Below are 17,801 nucleotides of genomic sequence, written 5' to 3'. Positions count from 1 at the left end.
GTGGCGGGGGCTGGATTTGAACCAACGACCTCCGGGTATATGTACCTCAACACTGTACTTTTAACACTTTTTACACGCTTGTTTCTATCTGTCACAAGGTAAAACGATGAGCGTTTTATTTTTTGACCAAGTACCGGCACTTACAGCACTACCAGCACTTACAGCACTACCAGCACATACAGCACTACCAGCACATACAGTAGTGCCAGTACCTACAGTAGTATCGATACTTACAGAACTTACGGTAGTAAAACGTAAGACACGAGCCGCACTCACCTTTTTCGATAACGCGGGTAAAAATGTGAATCTTACACACATGATGTCTAAAACATTGATATGGAAAATTCCCGATGTGTGGGAAGAACCAGTAAGAGAATACACGTTACGACTCGCCGCGTTCGGTAAATCGAAAGCAACTATACACACGCGTGTGTCTGCTTTACGGTCTTTCGCGCGTGAAATTAACTGCGCACCCCAAGAAGTCACCGAAAAACTCATTATTACGTGGGCAGGAACAAAAGAATGGAGTCCTGAAACTCGCCACTCAAAATTTTGTACGCTACGCAGTTTTTACGCTTGGTATTCCCCGCTCAATGAGATTACGAACCCGGCACTACATTTACCGTCAATTAGGCGGTTCATACCACCGCCCCGCCCGACCCCTGAAAACGTGTTTAAAGACGCTCTACACAGTGCTAATAAACGCACACAACTTATTTTAAAACTTGCGGGTAACTACGGGTTGAGGGCAGGAGAAATAGCTATTGTTCACCAACACGATATAGGTAATGACACGTCAGAACCTTACCTCACCGTCCACGGAAAAGGGAATAAAGACCGGGTAATACCGATTACAACAACCTTTTACGAGGAGATGCTACTCCATGTAAACACGGTAACAGGTTGGTTATTTCCTGGAAATTTTCATGGGCATCTTTCACCACGCTGGATTTCCAAAATCGGATCAAAAGCTCTACCGCGAGGATGGACTCTCCACACTCTACGTCACAGGTGCGGCACACGCGCCTACGCCGTACAACACGACCTTCTAGCAGTCCAAACACTTCTAGGACACGAAAAAGTATCCACAACACAACGATACGTATTACCTAACGAAACAGGAATGCGAACAGCAATTGAATCAATCGAACTAACACTATAAAAGGAAGAAAAATGACACGTTTAGTAGAAACGGAACCGATATATACGACGGTAGGAGCGTTGGCGGGCAGTCCGCTTGTGTGGGCTGTAGATGTTACTCCGAGCCTTTTACCCGAGGGAGAGGAGTGGTTGAAAGCAAATGGGTTTACATGCTCAGAAGTTGACCGGCGGCGTAAGACGCTTATTACTCTTGTTGCAGCCGAAAAAATAAAAAAGGAGGCGCGTAAAGCCGGTGTTTTACTCACAATCATGTCTACACAAGATTATTACAACCTTTATGCATGCAAACCTTTTAGAAATAACAAAACAAATAAAAATGCCGGAAGTCCCGACAGTACCGGAACTACTGGAAGTAACGGTAGTGCTGTAAGTGCCGGTACGTCCAGTAAGTCAAAGTAAGGAGAACATGGTGATTGTTGCTGTATGTAATCAAAAGGGTGGGGTGGGTAAAACTACTGTTGCAGTTAATCTTGCTTATCGGCTTGATCCAGGAGAGCGTCGTCGTAATCTTGTGATTGATGCTGACCCACAAGGTAACGCGACCACCATATGTGGAATAGAACTTGCACCGCAAGATTTAACGCTGAACGATGCTTTAGCTGCGGTTGCTTCGGGTAGCCCGGCAAGCCATGCAAAAGATGCTATCAGGGTTGCTAGTGACGCTTGGAACATGGATGTTATGCCGTCTAATCGTTTATTAGCGAGCCGTGAAACTGATGTGTCTCTTGGACGTGAATCACGCCTTCAAGCCATCATTGAAGCCGTCAAAGATGATTATGGGCATATTGTTATTGATTGCCCACCGTCGTTAGGGATGCTCACAACGAACGCGCTTGTCGCAGCTGACAAGGCGCTCATTGTGACCACACCGCGTGAAACCAGCGTGGATGGGGTGGCGGAAATGGTCAACACTATCGCCACCGTCCGCACGCATTACAACCCTCGTTTAACCTTGGCAGGAATTCTTATTAACGAATGGAGGAGCGACAGGGTAGACCGCAGGTTATGGGCTGAGGCGTTGGAATCCTACTATCACGATTATGTGTTACCTAGGTTTATTCCTGAGCGGGAATCTATCGCGAAAGCATGTAGCGCACACACGCCTATCACTGACGAGGACACGGACGTAACAACAGCGCTGAATGCCCTTGTTCAAACACTCATAGAGAAAGGATAAACGGTCATGGCTAAACAACCCGACATGAACGCTTTAAACGCGCTATCTAAAGCCCCTATCACAGATCCCATTATCACCGGCACACCCGTAAGTACCGGAACTACTGGGAATACCGGCAGTACAGGCACCCCCGTAACCCCCGGCACTACTGGACGTACCGCAAGTGCCGGAACTACCAAATCTAAGCTGACCGTCCAGTTACCCGTTGACCTTCACGGACGCATACGCGCCGTATGGTTCGCCGCTGCACATATAGAACACATTGGATCCGTTTCCGAGTGGGCAACGATACAGCTTGAAAAAGCTGTAGAAACTTACGAATCCCGATATAACAACGGCGTACCTTTTACCCCTATCGGCCCCGGCGTACTACCCAACTTTTCCATCAACTAAACACTCTCTTGAAAGGAAAGACTCATGCTATTGACTGACTCACGTATCCGTATCAACCAAGATGATAACAGGGCATATATCCGACTTATCGACCATATCCGGATCCTTGGTTACGAACTCGACTACGACACGGCATTAAAAAACCTAACTGAATGTACCGCAGCATTCATGAACTACGACGCAAAAGAGTTCATGGAAGAACACGGACGCAAACCCACAGCAGATGAACTCGCTGAACAACCCCTATGTAAAGGATGGAAAGAAGACATTGAGGACTGGAATAAGGATATAGAAGCCAATAGTAAAGACGCGCAAGGTGAATTGGAACGATTATTATCCGTTGTTCTAACAACTCTCATACGAATCAATAATGTAACTCGCGTCTCCACGTTTGAAGAAACAGAAGAATATGTGTGCGCACTCAATGATGCACACCGTTTCATTAACAGCACACTCTCACACCTCACAGACAAGGACACAAAATGAGCACTTACACCCAAGTAGAACAACGTAACTATGAAAATAAAATAGATAGTTGTATTCAAAGCATCCTGGATACGTATCTTTCTGACCATATTTCCTACGATGAGATCCGCCGAGACATCGCCAGCTTTATCTGCGAGGAGATTGAAGCTACCCGGAAACAGGCATATACAGAGGGCTGGGATGACGCACAGGATGAGGAGAATACTTATGGAGAAGATTATACGTTTAGTTCTGAGTATGAACGCGGGTTTAACGCTGGACATGCGGAAGGTTTTGAAAACGCAACGTCGTACGCAACAAACGCGCTTCCTTACAAAGTAAAAGACGTTTTCGCTAGGCAGGGCGCGCAAGGCGCAAATCACCACCACCTATTGATGAACACTCTAGGCTGGGTGCCGATCTGTCCATACTGCCATACAGAGTACATGATTGAATACCGCCAAAACGAACAATATGTAGGCATATGTTCATGTCGTGGCATATATGTTCATGCCGCCAGCCCCGCACGCGCTGCACAGAAAATCATGGGACGCGCCACTAGCTAACGCTACACGTTCCCTAACGTTTTAAGGCGCGGGGAATCGGAGTGTCCACACACCGTGTGTTCACATATGTCAATTGATGTGTTGTCCCCATCGCGGGGACAACCTCGGACTACCGCTTCGCGGTAGACATTTTATTGGGTGTGTTTTCCTTGGCTGGAATTCCATTATGTTCATCCGTTAGCAGTGCGCAAGTAGACGAGCTACTGGCTTTCAAAGAATATGCGCTAACCAACACTTCGTGTTCAGTTAGCCCACATTCTCTTACAGCCACCCTTCGGGTTGCGCACGGCTATCTTCTTCACGTCATTTCATTCTGCCAGCCACGGCAAAAACAAAAGTTACCACAACTTAGTGGTTAACCGATTAGATAAGGAATAAAACAATGAAACTTTACACAACACTTAGCGACCTCGAAGGGCAAGAAGTTATCCCTGCACTTGGAGAGTTCGTAGACGACTTCGATACAGAAGCAATTGCTTTTGAAATTAGTGAATATCAATCGAGTAACGACTTAAATAAATGTGGCTTTATCGTCACAGTCACGGAAGAAGAATTCTGGGAAATTGTCGAAAAACACGATAGGTCAATAACCCAGTAACAGAGGAAGATCCGGCACATCTCGCCGGGTATTCCTCACAACCCACACATAATATCAACCAATCAACAAATAACAACAAGTAAGGAAAAGGATACTAGCCATGGCTATTAACGCAACAATCACCGGAAATATCGGACAAGATGCAATCTTGAAATACACGAAGACGGGCAAGCCCGTTCTCAACATTTCAGTAAACGCCACACCACGTAAAAGGCTGGAAGACGACACCTGGGAAAACCATGGTGAACCTATCTGGATAGAAGCAACATTCTGGAATGAATACGCAGAACATTACGCAGACATTCTAGAAAAAGGACAACGGGTAAGGCTTGAAGGAACACTCATGATGAAAGCATGGACAACAGAAAAAGGTGAAGAACGCCAACACCTTGAAGTGATGAACCCGCGCTTGTTCATTATCCCTAACCTCTATCGCGACCGTGACGAGCTGCAAGAAGACCTTGACCAGCGAGCCACTAACCGTCCAGAACGCGAAGAATACTACATGGACGACGGTTACGATAACGAACCCCCGTTAGGGTATCGCACCTCTAACCCATACACGCGATAAATAAGGTAAAGGGTGTGGCTTGCGTCCACGCAAAGCCACACCCTTACTTACCAATCACTAGAAAAAGAGGAAAAGATGTGGATGACAGAGTGGAAGAATCCTAAAACCGGGAAAAAACGCTACTACCTTAACGGATGGTTGGAAACGTTACTTTGTTTTGAAAGAAATTATTACAAAAGTGGAAACATTTACGGTGCGAGCGTTTATGGTTATGGAATATCGAATCGTAAAGCACGCTATTTTGATGGCAAAGCATACGTAGAAGATGGTGAAGTATATGTAGAACTTTCGCCAGCCGCGATGGATACCATACGGGAGCTTCATTATCGGTATGCCGATTATGTGCCATCACCTGAAACAATTATTAACAACATTAAATCTGTAACGTTGGAAGAATACAAGCGTCAAGAACACCGAAAACCACCGAAGAAACAACATGTAAGGAAAAGAAGAACAACGTAAAACGCTCACCGCGCATATCGGAGTGTCCACACATGCATGTGTGGACACCTATTTTTATTAGCATGTTCACCTCTTAAAGGGTGAACATTCGGGCTACCGCGTAGCGGTAGGCAGCATTTTATGGATGTGTTTTCCTTGGCTGGAATTCCATTATGTTCATCCGATAGCCCTACGCAAGTAGACGAGCTACTGGCTTTCAAAGAATATGCGATAGCCAACACGCAGGGCGTGTTCAGCTATCCCACATTCTTTTTCGCCACCCTTCGGGTTGCGTATGTCTATCTACTTCACGTCATTTCATTCTGCCAGCCACGGCAAAAACAAAAGTCACCACAAACCAGTGGTACTAACAGTAAGGATTAAGAACAATGAACAACACAACCGATAACAAGAAACTCAACACTCAACCCACCGTCACGCAAACAGTGTGTGGAAAATGCGAAAAATGGCACGACAACGACGGCAGACTCCACCGGACAGACGGCCCCGCACGGATCGACTACTACCGCGACGGCACCGTATGGCGTGAAGAATACAGACAACACGGCAAAGAACACCGCGACGGCGCACCCGCATACATCGAATACAACCCGGACGGCACCATCGCCTACGAAGCCTACTGGCAACACGGGCAACGCCACCGCGAGAACGGCCCCGCCCGGATCGAATATAACAGGGACGGCACCACATGGAGTGAAACCTACTATCGTGAGGGGCAACTCCACCGCGACAACGCACCCGCCCACATCACATACAACCAGGACGGCACCATATCGAGCGAACAATACTGGCAACACGGGAAACAACAATCTGCGCCAACAACCATGAAAGATGGTGAGAAGGTTTATGTTTTAACAGATGGCAAACAGTATTATGTAGCGAATACGGTACATGGACTTGTTAACGAACTTGAACGTTGGAAACACCCAAACGCGATATGTTTTGATACTTTTGTCGCCCGCGAACTTGACATAAAGGAGGACGAATGGGGCGAAAACTATATTATCGAAGCGGAACAGTATTACGATCTTGTAGTAAAACTGTTATCGCCCATTGACCTTATCCGTGCATATGGGGCAGATATGTTAAGCGCTAAGGTGGAGGATGTGAGGATTTTCTTAGAAAATAAATATGTTGCCAAAGAACGGCAAGAAAGCTAACAAGGTAATTAATACTAGGTTGGCTTTGCTCATACGAGTAAAGCCAACCTCCTCACAACTGGAAGAGAACCCATATTTTTAAGGCGCGGGCGGCATTGGCGGTGTAGTTAGTGAAGGCGCATGGTAGAGAAAACAATATATCGTTGTTTTCTCTGCCAATGCCTTCACGTCATACATATAGTATCTAATACTCTGTATTGTTGATATTGACGCAACATTTCATGAAGGGAGGGCGTGATGCTAACTATGTTAGCTACGGAAGTTGACACGAAGAGTGGATGGGAAACAAACATTTTAGGTTGGTTTACTATCGACTGGTGGGCGGTGTTGGTGTGGGTTATTACCCTGGCCGCTATCGGTTTTGTCTTGTGTATTATATTGGGAATTCTTGCTTTGGCAGGTGTTCCAATAATGTTAGTGTTGAGCTTTCTTGGTTTAGCTGTTGTTGCAGTTTTCAACATTGTTGTATGGGGTTGTATTGGTTTATGGAAAATTTTGACATGGATATGGTCCGGTTGTGAATGGGTGTATGAGGAGATAAAAGAATCAATTATTGCTTATCGTGTGAAGCATAATCCGGAGTATGCACAAAAGTATTGGCAACAGCAAGAAGAAGCCCGTCAAAGATGGGAAGAATTTATGGAGCAGGTGCGTGAAAAGAAAGAAGCATACGATAAGGAACAAGCCGCGCGCGCAACAGATGATACGACGACGTAACCTTCATAAATTTTTCCTTACATGATAAGTTGCCGAAGCTGATAGTAGTAGCTTGTCTACAGAAAAAGTAAGGCGGTGTTCTTCCCACATCAAGGGAAGAACACCGCCTTATCATGTGGCTACACCGGGTTAATGGGTAAAGCCCGCATACTCACTACCTGATGTTTCTAGTTCAGTATTGTCATTATCGAAATGAGTATCTGTATCACTATCAGTTGTGGCACTATCATTGTATTCATCATTATCTGTAGATGTTCGTATGTTATCGCCCTGGTTTTCATCTTGTACGGGCGTATTGGTGTTAGATGGAGCAGTGTTTTGTGTTGAGCGTGTTCTTACAAGGTATTCAACCTGCGCGGTCATTTCTATGCGGTCAATAAGCATAGCCCGTGAAATTCCTTGATCATTAAGGTGGTCACGTTCAGTGAAGAGTTTTTCTAACAATGTGTTCAATTGTGAACACAGGTCTTGAAAAGTATAGAGCGAAGAAGCTATTTTCCTATATTGTTCTAGTTCAGGAGCGTAAAACGATTCCATCGCCTGCTGAGCACGACGCGGTGAAATATTTTTAGAATGTGTTGTCATGAAAGAGTGTCCTTACTGATGTGCCTGCCACAACTAAAGGGACACCACTAATATAACACCCTTTCCACTCCAACAGTGTTACCACTTACTCAACCTTATGTATTAAGGTCTGCCGCGAATTACATACAGTCGGTTGGGAACTTTATGTTAAGACGTATGAACATAATTTTACGGTGTGGCTAAATCGCCTTTCGGGGAGAATTTACCATCTCCGCTTACTGAGAATGATTATCATTTCTAGTTGAGAATGGTTCTCAATAGGGGTTTCTTTTTGGTTCTTAAATCCGACCCTCCACGGGTAGGTTACCACGCGAAAAGCGTGGGTAGCAAGCATTGCATTTTGTCTGACAAAATACGCTTGTTTTTTGCGTCGGTGTGCAAAAAAAGATATTATGGGGTCAACCCCAAACCCGTGAGGAAAAGTATGGCTCAGCACGATAAAGTGCCGGAGTCGCAAAAAAGGGTAAACCGGACGGTTCGTCGAACGGTACGGTTTACTCCAGAGGAATGGGAAATGGTGGCACGTCGGATACGTGCAAAGCGTGGGAAGAATTTTTCTTCCTACGCAAGATCGACATTGGCTAATAGTTCGCCAACCGTCCGATATGTGCCACAGTACGCTACTGTTTTAGCACGGCAGATAGCAGCTATTGGGAATAATTTTAACCAGATAGCTAAGTATGTGAACACAAATCATGCTGTAGCGGTGAGTGAATTATCCCAGGCAAAACGTCACCTAGCCAATATCGAAGATCTGTTACGTATCTTCCAGAACAGTGAGAATGGCTATGGCAACAACGGCGATATGGGAAATAAAAGCGACGGTTAATAAGTCGCTTGCCTATATTGCTAACCCTGAAAAAACACAGGGTGGTCATCTTCTTGCCACTAATTGTGTAGCAGATTCGACAAATATTGATGCTGTTTATTCCCGTTTCCTCGCGACATACGAACTGGCACGACAAGAACACAAGGTAGGAAAAAGAGGAAGTATTCTTGCCTACCATCTCTACCAGTCTTTCGATCCGAAAGATCACATTGATTACGAGACCGCAAACTGGATCGGTCAACAACTCGCAACCGAACTGACAGGAAATTTTCATGACTGGATAGTGGCAACCCATACCGACCGTGCTCACGCACACAATCACATCATTTTTTGTGCAAATAATGCTTTTACTGGCAAAAAATTTAGGTGTACCCCGTTCACGTACCGGACGGTACGTAAAATTTCTGACCGGTTGTGTCGTGAATACGGGTTGAACGTGGTAGAAAATCCTGGACACAAGACCGGGATAAAGCGCGGTGAACTGTATGCAAAAGTGCGTGGAATGTCCACAAAACAATCCCTTGCCCACGTTATTGACGAAGCAATCACGCGCGCAACCACATGGTATGAGTTCGTAGAACTCCTTGACACCTACCAAGTTAAGGTCACAATAAAAGGCCCTCAAGTCACGTTCCACCCATCCACTATCAAAAAAGGAATACGCGGGGAACGTTTAGGGGCAATGTATGGGTTGAAAAATATTATGGCCCGTATTGGCAGATGCGAGGTTGAAGAATTCACTATCGCTCAAAGCCTTGTCGAAAAACACGACGACGGAACCGCACATATACGCCTACCCCACTACCCCGACTATTTTATTGCCGTTGACCAAGCACAACTTGTGCTCGGGCGCGGACAATACCGGCTGTATCTACCAGTAAACCGTGACGTGAAAATGTTTACACGCCCGCGTTATGGGAACAAAAAAACCTATCAATACCATGCCTCAACCCTCCCTAGCGCTCTCTACCAGTTCTTTGACAAACCCACAGAACGCACTCCCCGCAACGAACTACCCTATGGCGTGTTTGGTAACGCCAGCAGAGAAGAACGCTACAAGACCGCTCTACGTTTGAGGGCTGAGGACATTTCCCAACAAATGTATGTGGTACAGCAACTAGAACACTGGAAAAAACTACCAGAAAATGACCAGCTTGCTTTTATCACTCACGTTGAAAAAACACTCGAAACCAAACACGGCGAGCTGCAAACCGCAACCGTTCACGCTCAAACCAACCTGGATAAAGGAATAAAAAACGTTCTCGATAGCGCACGAGTTGAAGGAATCGGACGCGAAATCCGTTACCTTACCCGCACATTAGAAGAACTCACCAAGCTACGAAAGCAGTATTTCCCACCCACATATGGAATGACCGACGCGGAAATCAAAGCATGGATGAAACGCATCGACGAACAACGATACCTACCACCCTGGCTACAACCCCGACAAACCGACGAAACACACACACGCCACCCACGGCGGGACGACGATTACAGACCGACACGACAACGAAAAGCAAGAAGGAGTCTCTCATGACACAACCAACACCGTACATCTATATAGACGGCACACCTGGCAAACAGTGGCGCGACAACGACGGCAGACTCCACCGTATAGATGGACCCGCCGACGTTAACTATTGGGAAAACGGCACCAGAAAACGCGAAGAATACTATCTACACGGGGAGCGCCACCGCGAAGGCGGCCCCGCCCGCATCGAATACAACCCCGACGGCACCGTTTATCAAGAAGAATACTGGCAGGGCGGGAAACTACACCGCGACAAAGGCCCCGCCGTCATTGTTTATAAATGGGATGATTTTGGAGATGAGTGTAGGGAAGAATACTACTATCAACACGGCAAAGAACACCGCGAGGACGGCCCCGCAACCATCTACTACTACCCCGACGGCACCCAATATAGCGAAGAATACTTCCAACACGGACAACGCCACCGCGAGGACGGACCCGCCCGCATCGAATACGACCCCAACGGCACCAAAAGATACGAAGAATACTTCCAACACGGACAACGCCACCGCGAAGATGGCCCCGCAGTTATCAACTATGCACCGGACGGCACCAAAAGATACGAAGAATACTACCAACACGGACAACGCCACCGCGAAGATGGCCCCGCAGTTATCAACTATGCACCGGACGGCACCAAAAGATACGAAGAATACTACCAACACGGCAAAGAACACCGCGACGGCGGCCCCGCCCGCATCGAATACAACCCAGACGGCACCGTTTATCAAGAAGAATACTGCCAGAACGGTAAACTACACCGGGACAACGGACCCGCCCAAATCATCTACAACCCCGACGGCACCACATGGAGTGAATACTACTATCGTGACGGCACCCAACACCGGGAAGACGCACCCGCAGAAATCAACTATTACAAGAACGGCACCATATCGAGTGAAGCCTACTACCGTGACGGCACCCAACACCGGGAAGACGGCCCCGCATGGATCGAATATCGCGACGACAGCACCATACGGGATGAATACTACTTCCAGCACGGGAAACTACACCGCGACAAAGGCCCCGCCGTCATCACCTATGCACCAGACGGCACTGTTATGTGCGAAGCCTACTACCGCGACGGCAAACCTTACACGCCAGGTGTACAGGACGTGAAAAACACGATGCAAGAAAAACTCAACACCATACGTGCCCGCAACACCACAAAACAACCCGAATTAACACAGCAACGTAAACACGGACACACTCTGTAAACAACCCCAACCACCACACAACAACACATTGAAAGGATCACTCTCATGGAACAAATACCCGGCGAACAACTCGCAACCGAAATAACAGTTTTATTTGCAAAAGGTGTTGTCACCGTCATAGCTACAATCGGAAAACTGACAGGCAAAGGCGTAGGATTCACATGCCTTGCCGTAGCCGACCTTATCAAAAAGCAAACACACAACCATAGAACCACCGGCAAAATCCAAGTGAAAACACTAGGGCGACAAGGAGAAAACGTCCAGGAAATGCCTTTCTCTAAAGGAGATTATAAAAGGGTTAAAAAGGACATGAAAAAAGGCGGAATAACATTCGCTATCGAAAAAGGAGCACGCAAACGTAGCAATAACTTTAAACGTGAAGACCAATATTATCTTCACGTCAAAGGAAAAGATGTGGATCGTGTTCAACAACGCCTTCAAAAGCTTGGTTTACAGCTCACTAACGAACCGGAACGAACACAAGCCCCGGTAACAGAAAAAGCCCCACAACCCACACCCGCGAAGAACCTCCAAAAGGATGCACGCGCACGTATAAAAGCCACACAAGAAAAAAATAAAAAAGCAATCGCTGAACGTAACCAACACAAGCGTAACCAAGCACGAAAAATGGGAGGACCGAAACAAGGCGGAGGAGTCAAACCACCCAAACCATCCGCACCCAAACTGAAATAAGTTGACTAGGGAACCACGCATGACTACCGAGCCGCCCCGCCCGTCCACACGAGCGGACGTGAAAGCCACCCACGATGAACACCTTCACGCCATCAAAAAACGTAACAGACGCAGAAGACGTGAAAAACGAAAAAAATAAACCGCGTCCTTTAGCCACACGAAAGACACTCTCATGACAGACAAACATGTCCGTACCATCAAATACGGACTTATCGCGTTTGGTATTACCGCCCTATGGTATATCACCAACAAGTTCTGTTACCAAATAAGAACAGACCTATCATCTGGCTGGACTTTTGAAGAACTCACCAACCGGATGTTGAACGACTTTTCTTACCCATGGCACATATCCCTTCACCCCACCGATATAGCCATGTCTTTCCTCACGGTGTTCATCGTGGGAGCAGTCATAGCCTCTAAATATTTCAACAACCGTGCACACCGCCACGGCGCAGAACACGGCAGTGCCCGCTGGGCAACAAAAACGGACATGCGCCCCTACCACAACCCGGATCCGCAAGACAATATTCTGTTTACACAAACAGAACGGTTAAACCTTGACAGCCGGAAAACACAACGAAACCTCAATGTTCTCACAATCGGTGGATCAGGTTCAGGTAAATCACGCTACTTTGTCATGCCCAACATCAACCAACATAACACATCGTTCGCGATAACGGATCCGAAAGGAGAACTGTTACGCGCAACAGGGGACGGGCTAGAAAAAGCAGGATACAAAATCAGATGCCTAAACCTTATCGACTTCACAAGAAGCGATAGCTACAACCCGTTCGCCTATTTTGACCCCCACCAACCCGAAGTGAGTGTCGCCGTGTTGGTAGAAAACTTTGTGACCAACACCAGCGGGGACGCAAAAAACGCAGGAAAAAACGGTGACTTCTTTGAAAAAGCCGAACGGGCCCTACTCACCGGGCTTGTCGCCTACGTATATGCCCTAGAAGGCGAAGAAGGTAACCTCATCAAAGTAGCCGACCTTGTAGCACAAATGAAAGCCTTTGAAAACGACGAAGAAGCCCAATCCCCCGTTGACGAAATGTTTGAAGCAGCCCTGGAAACCATTAAAGACTACACCCTTGAAGCCGAACACAACACAGAAATACGAAACGCTATCAACATGCTCCAATTCGCATGTTCTCAATACAACACTTATACACAAGGCGCGGGAGAAACCCAAAAATCCGTTATTATCTCTCTCGCTGTACGAATAGCACCACTCAACATGAGCAACATCCGCAAACTATTTACCGGCAACAGTATCAAACTAGACATGATCGGAAAAGAAAAAACGGCTCTCTTCCTCATCATGCCAGACAGCCACTCAACATTCACCTTTATCGCCAGCATTTTCTACGACCAACTTTTCACCACCAACCTATATATAGCGGACACAAGCCCTACAGGCAGACTCACCATACCACTCCAATGCTATATGGACGAGTTCGCCAACATCGGCAAAATGCCTTCCTTTGAAAAAAAGATCGCCGTCATGCGATCACGTGGAATATCAGTCGCCGTCATCGTTCAAAACTTTGCCCAAGGCAAAGCCCTTTACAAAGACCACTGGGAAACCATCGTCGGTAACTGCGATTCTCTCCTATTTCTCGGAGGTAACGAAAAATCAACCACAGAATATATTTCAAAAATGCTTGGTAAACAAACCATAGCCCACACCGAAATATCCATCACCAAAGGACGTAACGGATCATCATCTAAACGCGAGAGCTTACTTGGACGTGAACTGCTTACCCCCGATGAAATAGGCAGACTTGACGCAACACAATGCATCTACATGCTACGTGGGCTGCCACCCGCCCTGTCCCACAAACTCGCACCAATACCAGAGGTAGTGCCTTACGCATACATCCCACCCAACAACACCACGTCGAACAGCCACACCTCACCAGAGGGAGCGCCTTATACATACATACCAACCGCCGCCCCCACTGCCCGCACAGCCGACCTTTAAACCTAACTAACAACGTAAACCAGGAAGGACACTCTCATGAACACTGAACCCACCACAACCTTTATAGACGAATATGGGTACAGAACAGAAGAATGGCGCAACCACGACGGCAGACTCCACCGGGAATACGGACCCGCCATCATAAGCTACAACCCAGACGGCAACATCTATAGCGAAATCTACTACCAACACGGCAAAGAACACCGCGACAACGCACCCGCACACATCACATACAACCAAGACGGCAACATATCGAGAGAAGCCTACTACCAACACGGCAAAGAACACCGCGACGATGGCCCCGCACGGATCGAATATAACAGGGACGGCACCACATGGAGTGAAACCTACTATCGTGAGGGGCAACTCCACCGCGACGGCGCACCCGCCCACATCACATACAACCAAGACGGCACCATATGGAAAGAATACTACTACCAGAACGGCAAAGAACACCGCGACGATGGCCCCGCACGGATCGTCTATTACGATGACGGCACCATATGGAAAGAAGAATACTGGCGCGACGGGCAACTACACCGCATAGACGGCCCCGCCCGCATCGAATACTTCGATGACGGCACCATATGGAAAGAAGAATACTGGCAGGACGGGAAACAATATACGCCCACCACACGGGACGTAAAAAACACACTCAACACAAAACTCGAAGCGATTAAACAGCGCAACAACACGAAAACACCCGTCGTAAAACACGACCGTAAGCCAGGAAGGACACTCTCATGAACACTGAACCCACCAAAACCTTTATAGACGAATATGGGTACAGAACAGAAGAATGGCGCGATAATGAAGGGCGATTACACCGCGAGGACGGCCCGGCATATACGCACTTTGACGAATATGGGGCTATTGACCGTCAAGATTATCGTCGTCACGGGTTGTTACATCGTGAGAACGGACCGGCATATATTGAAAGTTACCCGCAAGGCCCTATCCGCTATGAGGGCTACTATATTAATGATGATTTACACCGCGAGGACGGACCGGCATATATTGAATATGACATCGAGGGCAGGGTTATACGTGAAGATTATTATGTCAACGGCTTACCCACACCAACACCCGAACTTGCACCAGTTCATGATGAACCTTTAGGGCAAGCAGATAGTGTTGATGCAACACTCGATGGGCAACACGGATCTACCCGTGAAGGCACACCATTAGCCGAGACTACTCGATCTGTGTTTGTTGACCTTGAGGATATGGATAATGTTGATACGAAAGAACTAGCTCAATATTTTTCTTCCCAACTGGAAAGAAAAATTGAGAATCTTGCATCGTCTACCGACCCGGAAGAATTCAAGAAATTCTTAGAACTCCAAGCAGCCCTTCCTGATTATTCTTTCCGTAATGCTTTGCTTATCGCCAGCCAGCAACGCCACCGTGGTCTAACCGTTGGTGAACCTGTTGCTGGATATAAGAAATGGGCAGAAGTGGGACGGCAAGTAGCTAAGGGACAAAAATCTATCCGTATTATCGCGCCTTACACGAAAAAACTACCCGTCGATAAAAAAACCAAGAAAATTCTCGACAACATAGACGGTGTTGACCCCACCACCTACACGATGGAAGATCGCGTAGTCGGGTTTAGAGCCGTCCCAGTGTTTTCCTTATCTCAAACAGATGGGGAACCCATTAACCTATCTCCTTATAAGGTTGAACTACTCCAAGGCGACGGTAATGATGCTGTATATAACCACATGGTGAGTTTTGCTAACAGTCACGGGTTTAGCGTCAAGGATGTTCCGTCTGCTGGAACGATTAACGGCGCAAACGGGCAAACAAATTATACGACAAAAACCATTTCGATACGCCAGGACATGTCCGCAGCCCAACGCCTGAAAACACTCATTCATGAGTGCGCCCACATGCTACTTCACGACCCTCAAAAAATAGGGAATACCTATCATAACCATCGTGGACGATATGAAGTTGAAGCTGAAAGCGTCGCTTTCACTGTCGCCTCAAGTATTGGGATAGACACGAGTGATTATTCTGTTGGTTATATCAAGGGATGGGCGCGCGGGGATACGAAAGTCTTTACAAGCGTGTTAGACACCGTGCAAAAAACCAGCGTGAAAATTCTTGACACGATGAAAACTATTCAACCAAGCATTACCCACACTCCACACCGCACGGTTGACGATGTGAAAACAACGTTCAAAGAAAAATTGGACACGATTAGAGAAAATAACGCGGAACGTAAGAAACGCGTGCAACAACAACGCCGGAAACAATCATGGAGACGATAATGAACACTGAACCCACCAAAACCTTTATAGACGAATATGGGTACAGAACAGAAGAATGGCGCGATAATGAAGGGCGATTACACCGGGAAGACGGCCCCGCCTTCATTGACTACTACCCGGACGGCACCGTTTATCAAGAAGACTACTACCAACACGGCAAAGAACACCGCGAGAACGGACCCGCCCGCATCGAATACTACCCAGATGGCACCGTATGGAGGGAAGCCTACTACCAACACGGCAAAGAACACCGCGACAAAGGCCCCGCCACCATAAGCTACAACTCAGACGGCAAAATCACATGCGAAGCCTACTACCGCGACGGGCAACTACACCGCGACGGCGCACCCGCCACCATAAGCTACCGCGATGACGGCACCGTTTATCAAGAAGACTACTGCCAGAACGGTAAACTACACCGGGAAAATGGACCCGCACGCATTTTTTACAACCAGGACGGCACCACACGGCACAAAGAGTACTGGCAGGGCGGGAAACAATACTACGCCACCACACGGGACGTAAAAAACACACTCAACACGAAACTCGAAGCAATTAAACAACGCAACACAAAACGGCAACCCACTATGGAACGTAAACACGGAAGGACACTCTCATGACACAACCAACCAAAACCTATTACCCCAACGGAAACATTGAATATATTGCATACACCGTTGACGGACAACTCCACCGCGACGGCGCACCCGCCGAAATCAACTATGACCCCGACGGCATCATCGCCTACGAAGCCTACTGGCAACACGGGCAACGCCACCGCGACGGCGCACCCGCGCTCATCAACTACCGGGAAAACGGCAACATATGGCGCGAACAATACTGGCACGACGGCAGACTCCACCGGGAAGACGGACCCGCCGAAATCTATTACAACAAAGACGGCAAAATCACATGCGAAGCCTACTACCGCGACGGGCAACTACACCGCGAAGACGCACCCGCCGTTATCAACTATGACCCCGACGGCACCACACGGATCGAATACTGGCGCGACGGTACATCTTACACGCCAGGTGTACGCGACGTGAAAAACACGCTGCAAGAAAAGCTAAAAAAACTCGAAGAACAGCGCAAACAGCTCAACGCCCGCATCCAAAGAGAAAAAGCAAAACTAAACCAACAAGCCCGCAAAGAACGAACACGCCGACTAATACAAGTAGGCGCAATCCTAGAATCGAATCTAGGAATCGAGTTCACGGAAGAAAAACGAAACCAACTAGCCCGGTTTCTACACCACAAATACGACAACGGCATTACAGGCGCGCAGCGGGTGCTAGAACAGATTTCACGAGAATCGGCAGAACCGATTTCATGATTTCCCTTTACTAAATCAGCCTTCCGACACGGACTAAAAGAACAAAACAATCATTGAGACGATAACGACCACTGAGC

21 protein-coding genes are annotated in these 17,801 nt (G+C 47.4%); 20 read left to right on the top strand and 1 reads right to left on the bottom strand.

The window, feature by feature from the left end:
• The first annotated feature begins 316 nt into the window (after nt 1-316).
• From G445_RS0108290 to G445_RS0108240, 11 genes are all read left to right on the top strand, one after another.
• Complete coding sequence (locus G445_RS0108290; RefSeq protein ID WP_022867066.1) at nt 317-1,162, top strand: tyrosine-type recombinase/integrase; 846 nt, start codon at nt 317-319, stop codon at nt 1,160-1,162.
• An 11-nt stretch (nt 1,163-1,173) separates the two neighbouring features.
• Entirely contained in the window at nt 1,174-1,560 is a 387-nt protein-coding gene (locus tag G445_RS0108285; RefSeq protein ID WP_022867065.1) for a hypothetical protein, read from the top strand.
• Nucleotides 1,561-1,567: 7 nt separating this feature from the next.
• Complete coding sequence (locus tag G445_RS10525; protein WP_022867064.1) at nt 1,568-2,338, top strand: ParA family protein; 771 nt, start codon at nt 1,568-1,570, stop codon at nt 2,336-2,338.
• Nucleotides 2,339-2,344: 6 nt separating this feature from the next.
• Nucleotides 2,345-2,731, top strand: a complete 387-nt coding sequence (locus tag G445_RS0108275) for a hypothetical protein (protein ID WP_022867063.1) — start codon at nt 2,345-2,347, stop codon at nt 2,729-2,731.
• A 24-nt stretch (nt 2,732-2,755) separates the two neighbouring features.
• Entirely contained in the window at nt 2,756-3,217 is a 462-nt protein-coding gene (locus G445_RS0108270; RefSeq protein WP_022867062.1) for a hypothetical protein, read from the top strand.
• Entirely contained in the window at nt 3,214-3,762 is a 549-nt protein-coding gene (locus tag G445_RS0108265; RefSeq protein ID WP_022867061.1) for a hypothetical protein, read from the top strand. The genes G445_RS0108270 and G445_RS0108265 overlap by 4 nt, the downstream gene beginning before the upstream one ends.
• A 382-nt stretch (nt 3,763-4,144) precedes the next feature.
• The gene (locus G445_RS0108260) at nt 4,145-4,360 is read left to right on the top strand and encodes a hypothetical protein (protein ID WP_022867060.1); all 216 of its coding nucleotides are present in this window, start codon (nt 4,145-4,147) and stop codon (nt 4,358-4,360) included.
• Between the two features lie 100 nt (nt 4,361-4,460).
• Nucleotides 4,461-4,931, top strand: coding sequence for a single-stranded DNA-binding protein (locus G445_RS0108255; protein WP_022867059.1), 471 nt, complete (start codon nt 4,461-4,463; stop codon nt 4,929-4,931).
• 81 nt (nt 4,932-5,012) lie between these two features.
• A complete protein-coding gene (locus G445_RS0108250) occupies nt 5,013-5,393 on the top strand; it encodes a hypothetical protein (RefSeq protein WP_022867058.1) in 381 nt (126 codons plus the stop codon).
• 368 nt (nt 5,394-5,761) lie between these two features.
• Nucleotides 5,762-6,553: a toxin-antitoxin system YwqK family antitoxin gene (locus G445_RS0108245; RefSeq protein WP_022867057.1), complete on the top strand. Its 792-nt coding sequence runs from the start codon at nt 5,762-5,764 to the stop codon at nt 6,551-6,553.
• Between the two features lie 237 nt (nt 6,554-6,790).
• Nucleotides 6,791-7,270: a hypothetical protein gene (locus tag G445_RS0108240; RefSeq protein ID WP_022867056.1), complete on the top strand. Its 480-nt coding sequence runs from the start codon at nt 6,791-6,793 to the stop codon at nt 7,268-7,270.
• 129 nt (nt 7,271-7,399) lie between these two features.
• On the opposite strand, the gene G445_RS0108235 is transcribed toward G445_RS0108240, so the two are convergent.
• Nucleotides 7,400-7,855, bottom strand: a complete 456-nt coding sequence (locus G445_RS0108235) for a hypothetical protein (RefSeq protein ID WP_022867055.1) — start codon at nt 7,853-7,855, stop codon at nt 7,400-7,402.
• Nucleotides 7,856-8,279: 424 nt separating this feature from the next.
• On the opposite strand from G445_RS0108235, the gene G445_RS10520 reads away from it, so the two are divergent.
• From G445_RS10520 to G445_RS11585, 9 genes are all read left to right on the top strand, one after another.
• On the top strand, nt 8,280-8,684 hold the full coding sequence (locus tag G445_RS10520) for a plasmid mobilization protein (protein ID WP_022867054.1): 405 nt from the start codon (nt 8,280-8,282) through the stop codon (nt 8,682-8,684).
• Nucleotides 8,638-10,221, top strand: coding sequence for a relaxase/mobilization nuclease domain-containing protein (locus G445_RS11015; RefSeq protein ID WP_084676539.1), 1,584 nt, complete (start codon nt 8,638-8,640; stop codon nt 10,219-10,221). Before G445_RS10520 ends, G445_RS11015 begins: the two co-directional genes overlap by 47 nt.
• Entirely contained in the window at nt 10,218-11,432 is a 1,215-nt protein-coding gene (locus G445_RS11010) for a toxin-antitoxin system YwqK family antitoxin (RefSeq protein WP_022867052.1), read from the top strand. The genes G445_RS11015 and G445_RS11010 overlap by 4 nt, the downstream gene beginning before the upstream one ends.
• 45 nt (nt 11,433-11,477) lie before the next feature.
• Nucleotides 11,478-12,125 (top strand): DUF3801 domain-containing protein, encoded by a 648-nt coding sequence (locus G445_RS0108210; RefSeq protein WP_022867051.1) that lies wholly within the window; start codon nt 11,478-11,480, stop codon nt 12,123-12,125.
• 172 nt (nt 12,126-12,297) lie between these two features.
• Nucleotides 12,298-14,112, top strand: coding sequence for a VirD4-like conjugal transfer protein, CD1115 family (locus G445_RS10505; RefSeq protein ID WP_022867049.1), 1,815 nt, complete (start codon nt 12,298-12,300; stop codon nt 14,110-14,112).
• A 36-nt stretch (nt 14,113-14,148) separates the two neighbouring features.
• A complete protein-coding gene (locus tag G445_RS10500; RefSeq protein ID WP_022867048.1) occupies nt 14,149-14,859 on the top strand; it encodes a toxin-antitoxin system YwqK family antitoxin in 711 nt (236 codons plus the stop codon).
• Complete coding sequence (locus G445_RS0108190; protein ID WP_022867047.1) at nt 14,856-16,388, top strand: ArdC-like ssDNA-binding domain-containing protein; 1,533 nt, start codon at nt 14,856-14,858, stop codon at nt 16,386-16,388. Before G445_RS10500 ends, G445_RS0108190 begins: the two co-directional genes overlap by 4 nt.
• Nucleotides 16,388-17,008 carry a toxin-antitoxin system YwqK family antitoxin gene (locus G445_RS10495; protein WP_022867046.1) on the top strand — a complete coding sequence of 207 codons (621 nt, stop codon included), beginning with the start codon at nt 16,388-16,390 and terminating at the stop codon, nt 17,006-17,008. The genes G445_RS0108190 and G445_RS10495 overlap by 1 nt, the downstream gene beginning before the upstream one ends.
• The gene (locus G445_RS11585) at nt 17,005-17,724 is read left to right on the top strand and encodes a hypothetical protein (RefSeq protein WP_022867045.1); all 720 of its coding nucleotides are present in this window, start codon (nt 17,005-17,007) and stop codon (nt 17,722-17,724) included. Before G445_RS10495 ends, G445_RS11585 begins: the two co-directional genes overlap by 4 nt.
• Nucleotides 17,725-17,801 lie beyond the last annotated feature (77 nt).

This window comes from Actinotignum urinale DSM 15805 (assembly GCF_000420445.1).
In the GTDB taxonomy this organism is placed as follows: Bacteria; Actinomycetota; Actinomycetes; order Actinomycetales; family Actinomycetaceae; genus Actinotignum; species Actinotignum urinale.
This window is presented reverse-complemented; position numbering and strand designations above follow the sequence as displayed.

Coding starts and splice junctions, on each gene's coding strand:
- G445_RS0108235 (WP_022867055.1), bottom strand. CDS start 7,855: ATGACAACACATTCTAAAAATATTTCACCGCGTCGTGCTCAGCAGGCG.
- G445_RS0108290 (WP_022867066.1), top strand. CDS start 317: ATGATGTCTAAAACATTGATATGGAAAATTCCCGATGTGTGGGAAGAA.
- G445_RS0108255 (WP_022867059.1), top strand. CDS start 4,461: ATGGCTATTAACGCAACAATCACCGGAAATATCGGACAAGATGCAATC.
- G445_RS0108245 (WP_022867057.1), top strand. CDS start 5,762: ATGAACAACACAACCGATAACAAGAAACTCAACACTCAACCCACCGTC.
- G445_RS0108270 (WP_022867062.1), top strand. CDS start 2,756: ATGCTATTGACTGACTCACGTATCCGTATCAACCAAGATGATAACAGG.
- G445_RS0108190 (WP_022867047.1), top strand. CDS start 14,856: ATGAACACTGAACCCACCAAAACCTTTATAGACGAATATGGGTACAGA.
- G445_RS0108260 (WP_022867060.1), top strand. CDS start 4,145: ATGAAACTTTACACAACACTTAGCGACCTCGAAGGGCAAGAAGTTATC.
- G445_RS11015 (WP_084676539.1), top strand. CDS start 8,638: ATGGCTATGGCAACAACGGCGATATGGGAAATAAAAGCGACGGTTAAT.
- G445_RS0108265 (WP_022867061.1), top strand. CDS start 3,214: ATGAGCACTTACACCCAAGTAGAACAACGTAACTATGAAAATAAAATA.
- G445_RS10505 (WP_022867049.1), top strand. CDS start 12,298: ATGACAGACAAACATGTCCGTACCATCAAATACGGACTTATCGCGTTT.
- G445_RS11585 (WP_022867045.1), top strand. CDS start 17,005: ATGACACAACCAACCAAAACCTATTACCCCAACGGAAACATTGAATAT.
- G445_RS0108210 (WP_022867051.1), top strand. CDS start 11,478: ATGGAACAAATACCCGGCGAACAACTCGCAACCGAAATAACAGTTTTA.
- G445_RS0108285 (WP_022867065.1), top strand. CDS start 1,174: ATGACACGTTTAGTAGAAACGGAACCGATATATACGACGGTAGGAGCG.
- G445_RS0108240 (WP_022867056.1), top strand. CDS start 6,791: ATGCTAACTATGTTAGCTACGGAAGTTGACACGAAGAGTGGATGGGAA.
- G445_RS11010 (WP_022867052.1), top strand. CDS start 10,218: ATGACACAACCAACACCGTACATCTATATAGACGGCACACCTGGCAAA.
- G445_RS10525 (WP_022867064.1), top strand. CDS start 1,568: ATGGTGATTGTTGCTGTATGTAATCAAAAGGGTGGGGTGGGTAAAACT.
- G445_RS10495 (WP_022867046.1), top strand. CDS start 16,388: ATGAACACTGAACCCACCAAAACCTTTATAGACGAATATGGGTACAGA.
- G445_RS0108250 (WP_022867058.1), top strand. CDS start 5,013: ATGACAGAGTGGAAGAATCCTAAAACCGGGAAAAAACGCTACTACCTT.
- G445_RS0108275 (WP_022867063.1), top strand. CDS start 2,345: ATGGCTAAACAACCCGACATGAACGCTTTAAACGCGCTATCTAAAGCC.
- G445_RS10520 (WP_022867054.1), top strand. CDS start 8,280: ATGGCTCAGCACGATAAAGTGCCGGAGTCGCAAAAAAGGGTAAACCGG.
- G445_RS10500 (WP_022867048.1), top strand. CDS start 14,149: ATGAACACTGAACCCACCACAACCTTTATAGACGAATATGGGTACAGA.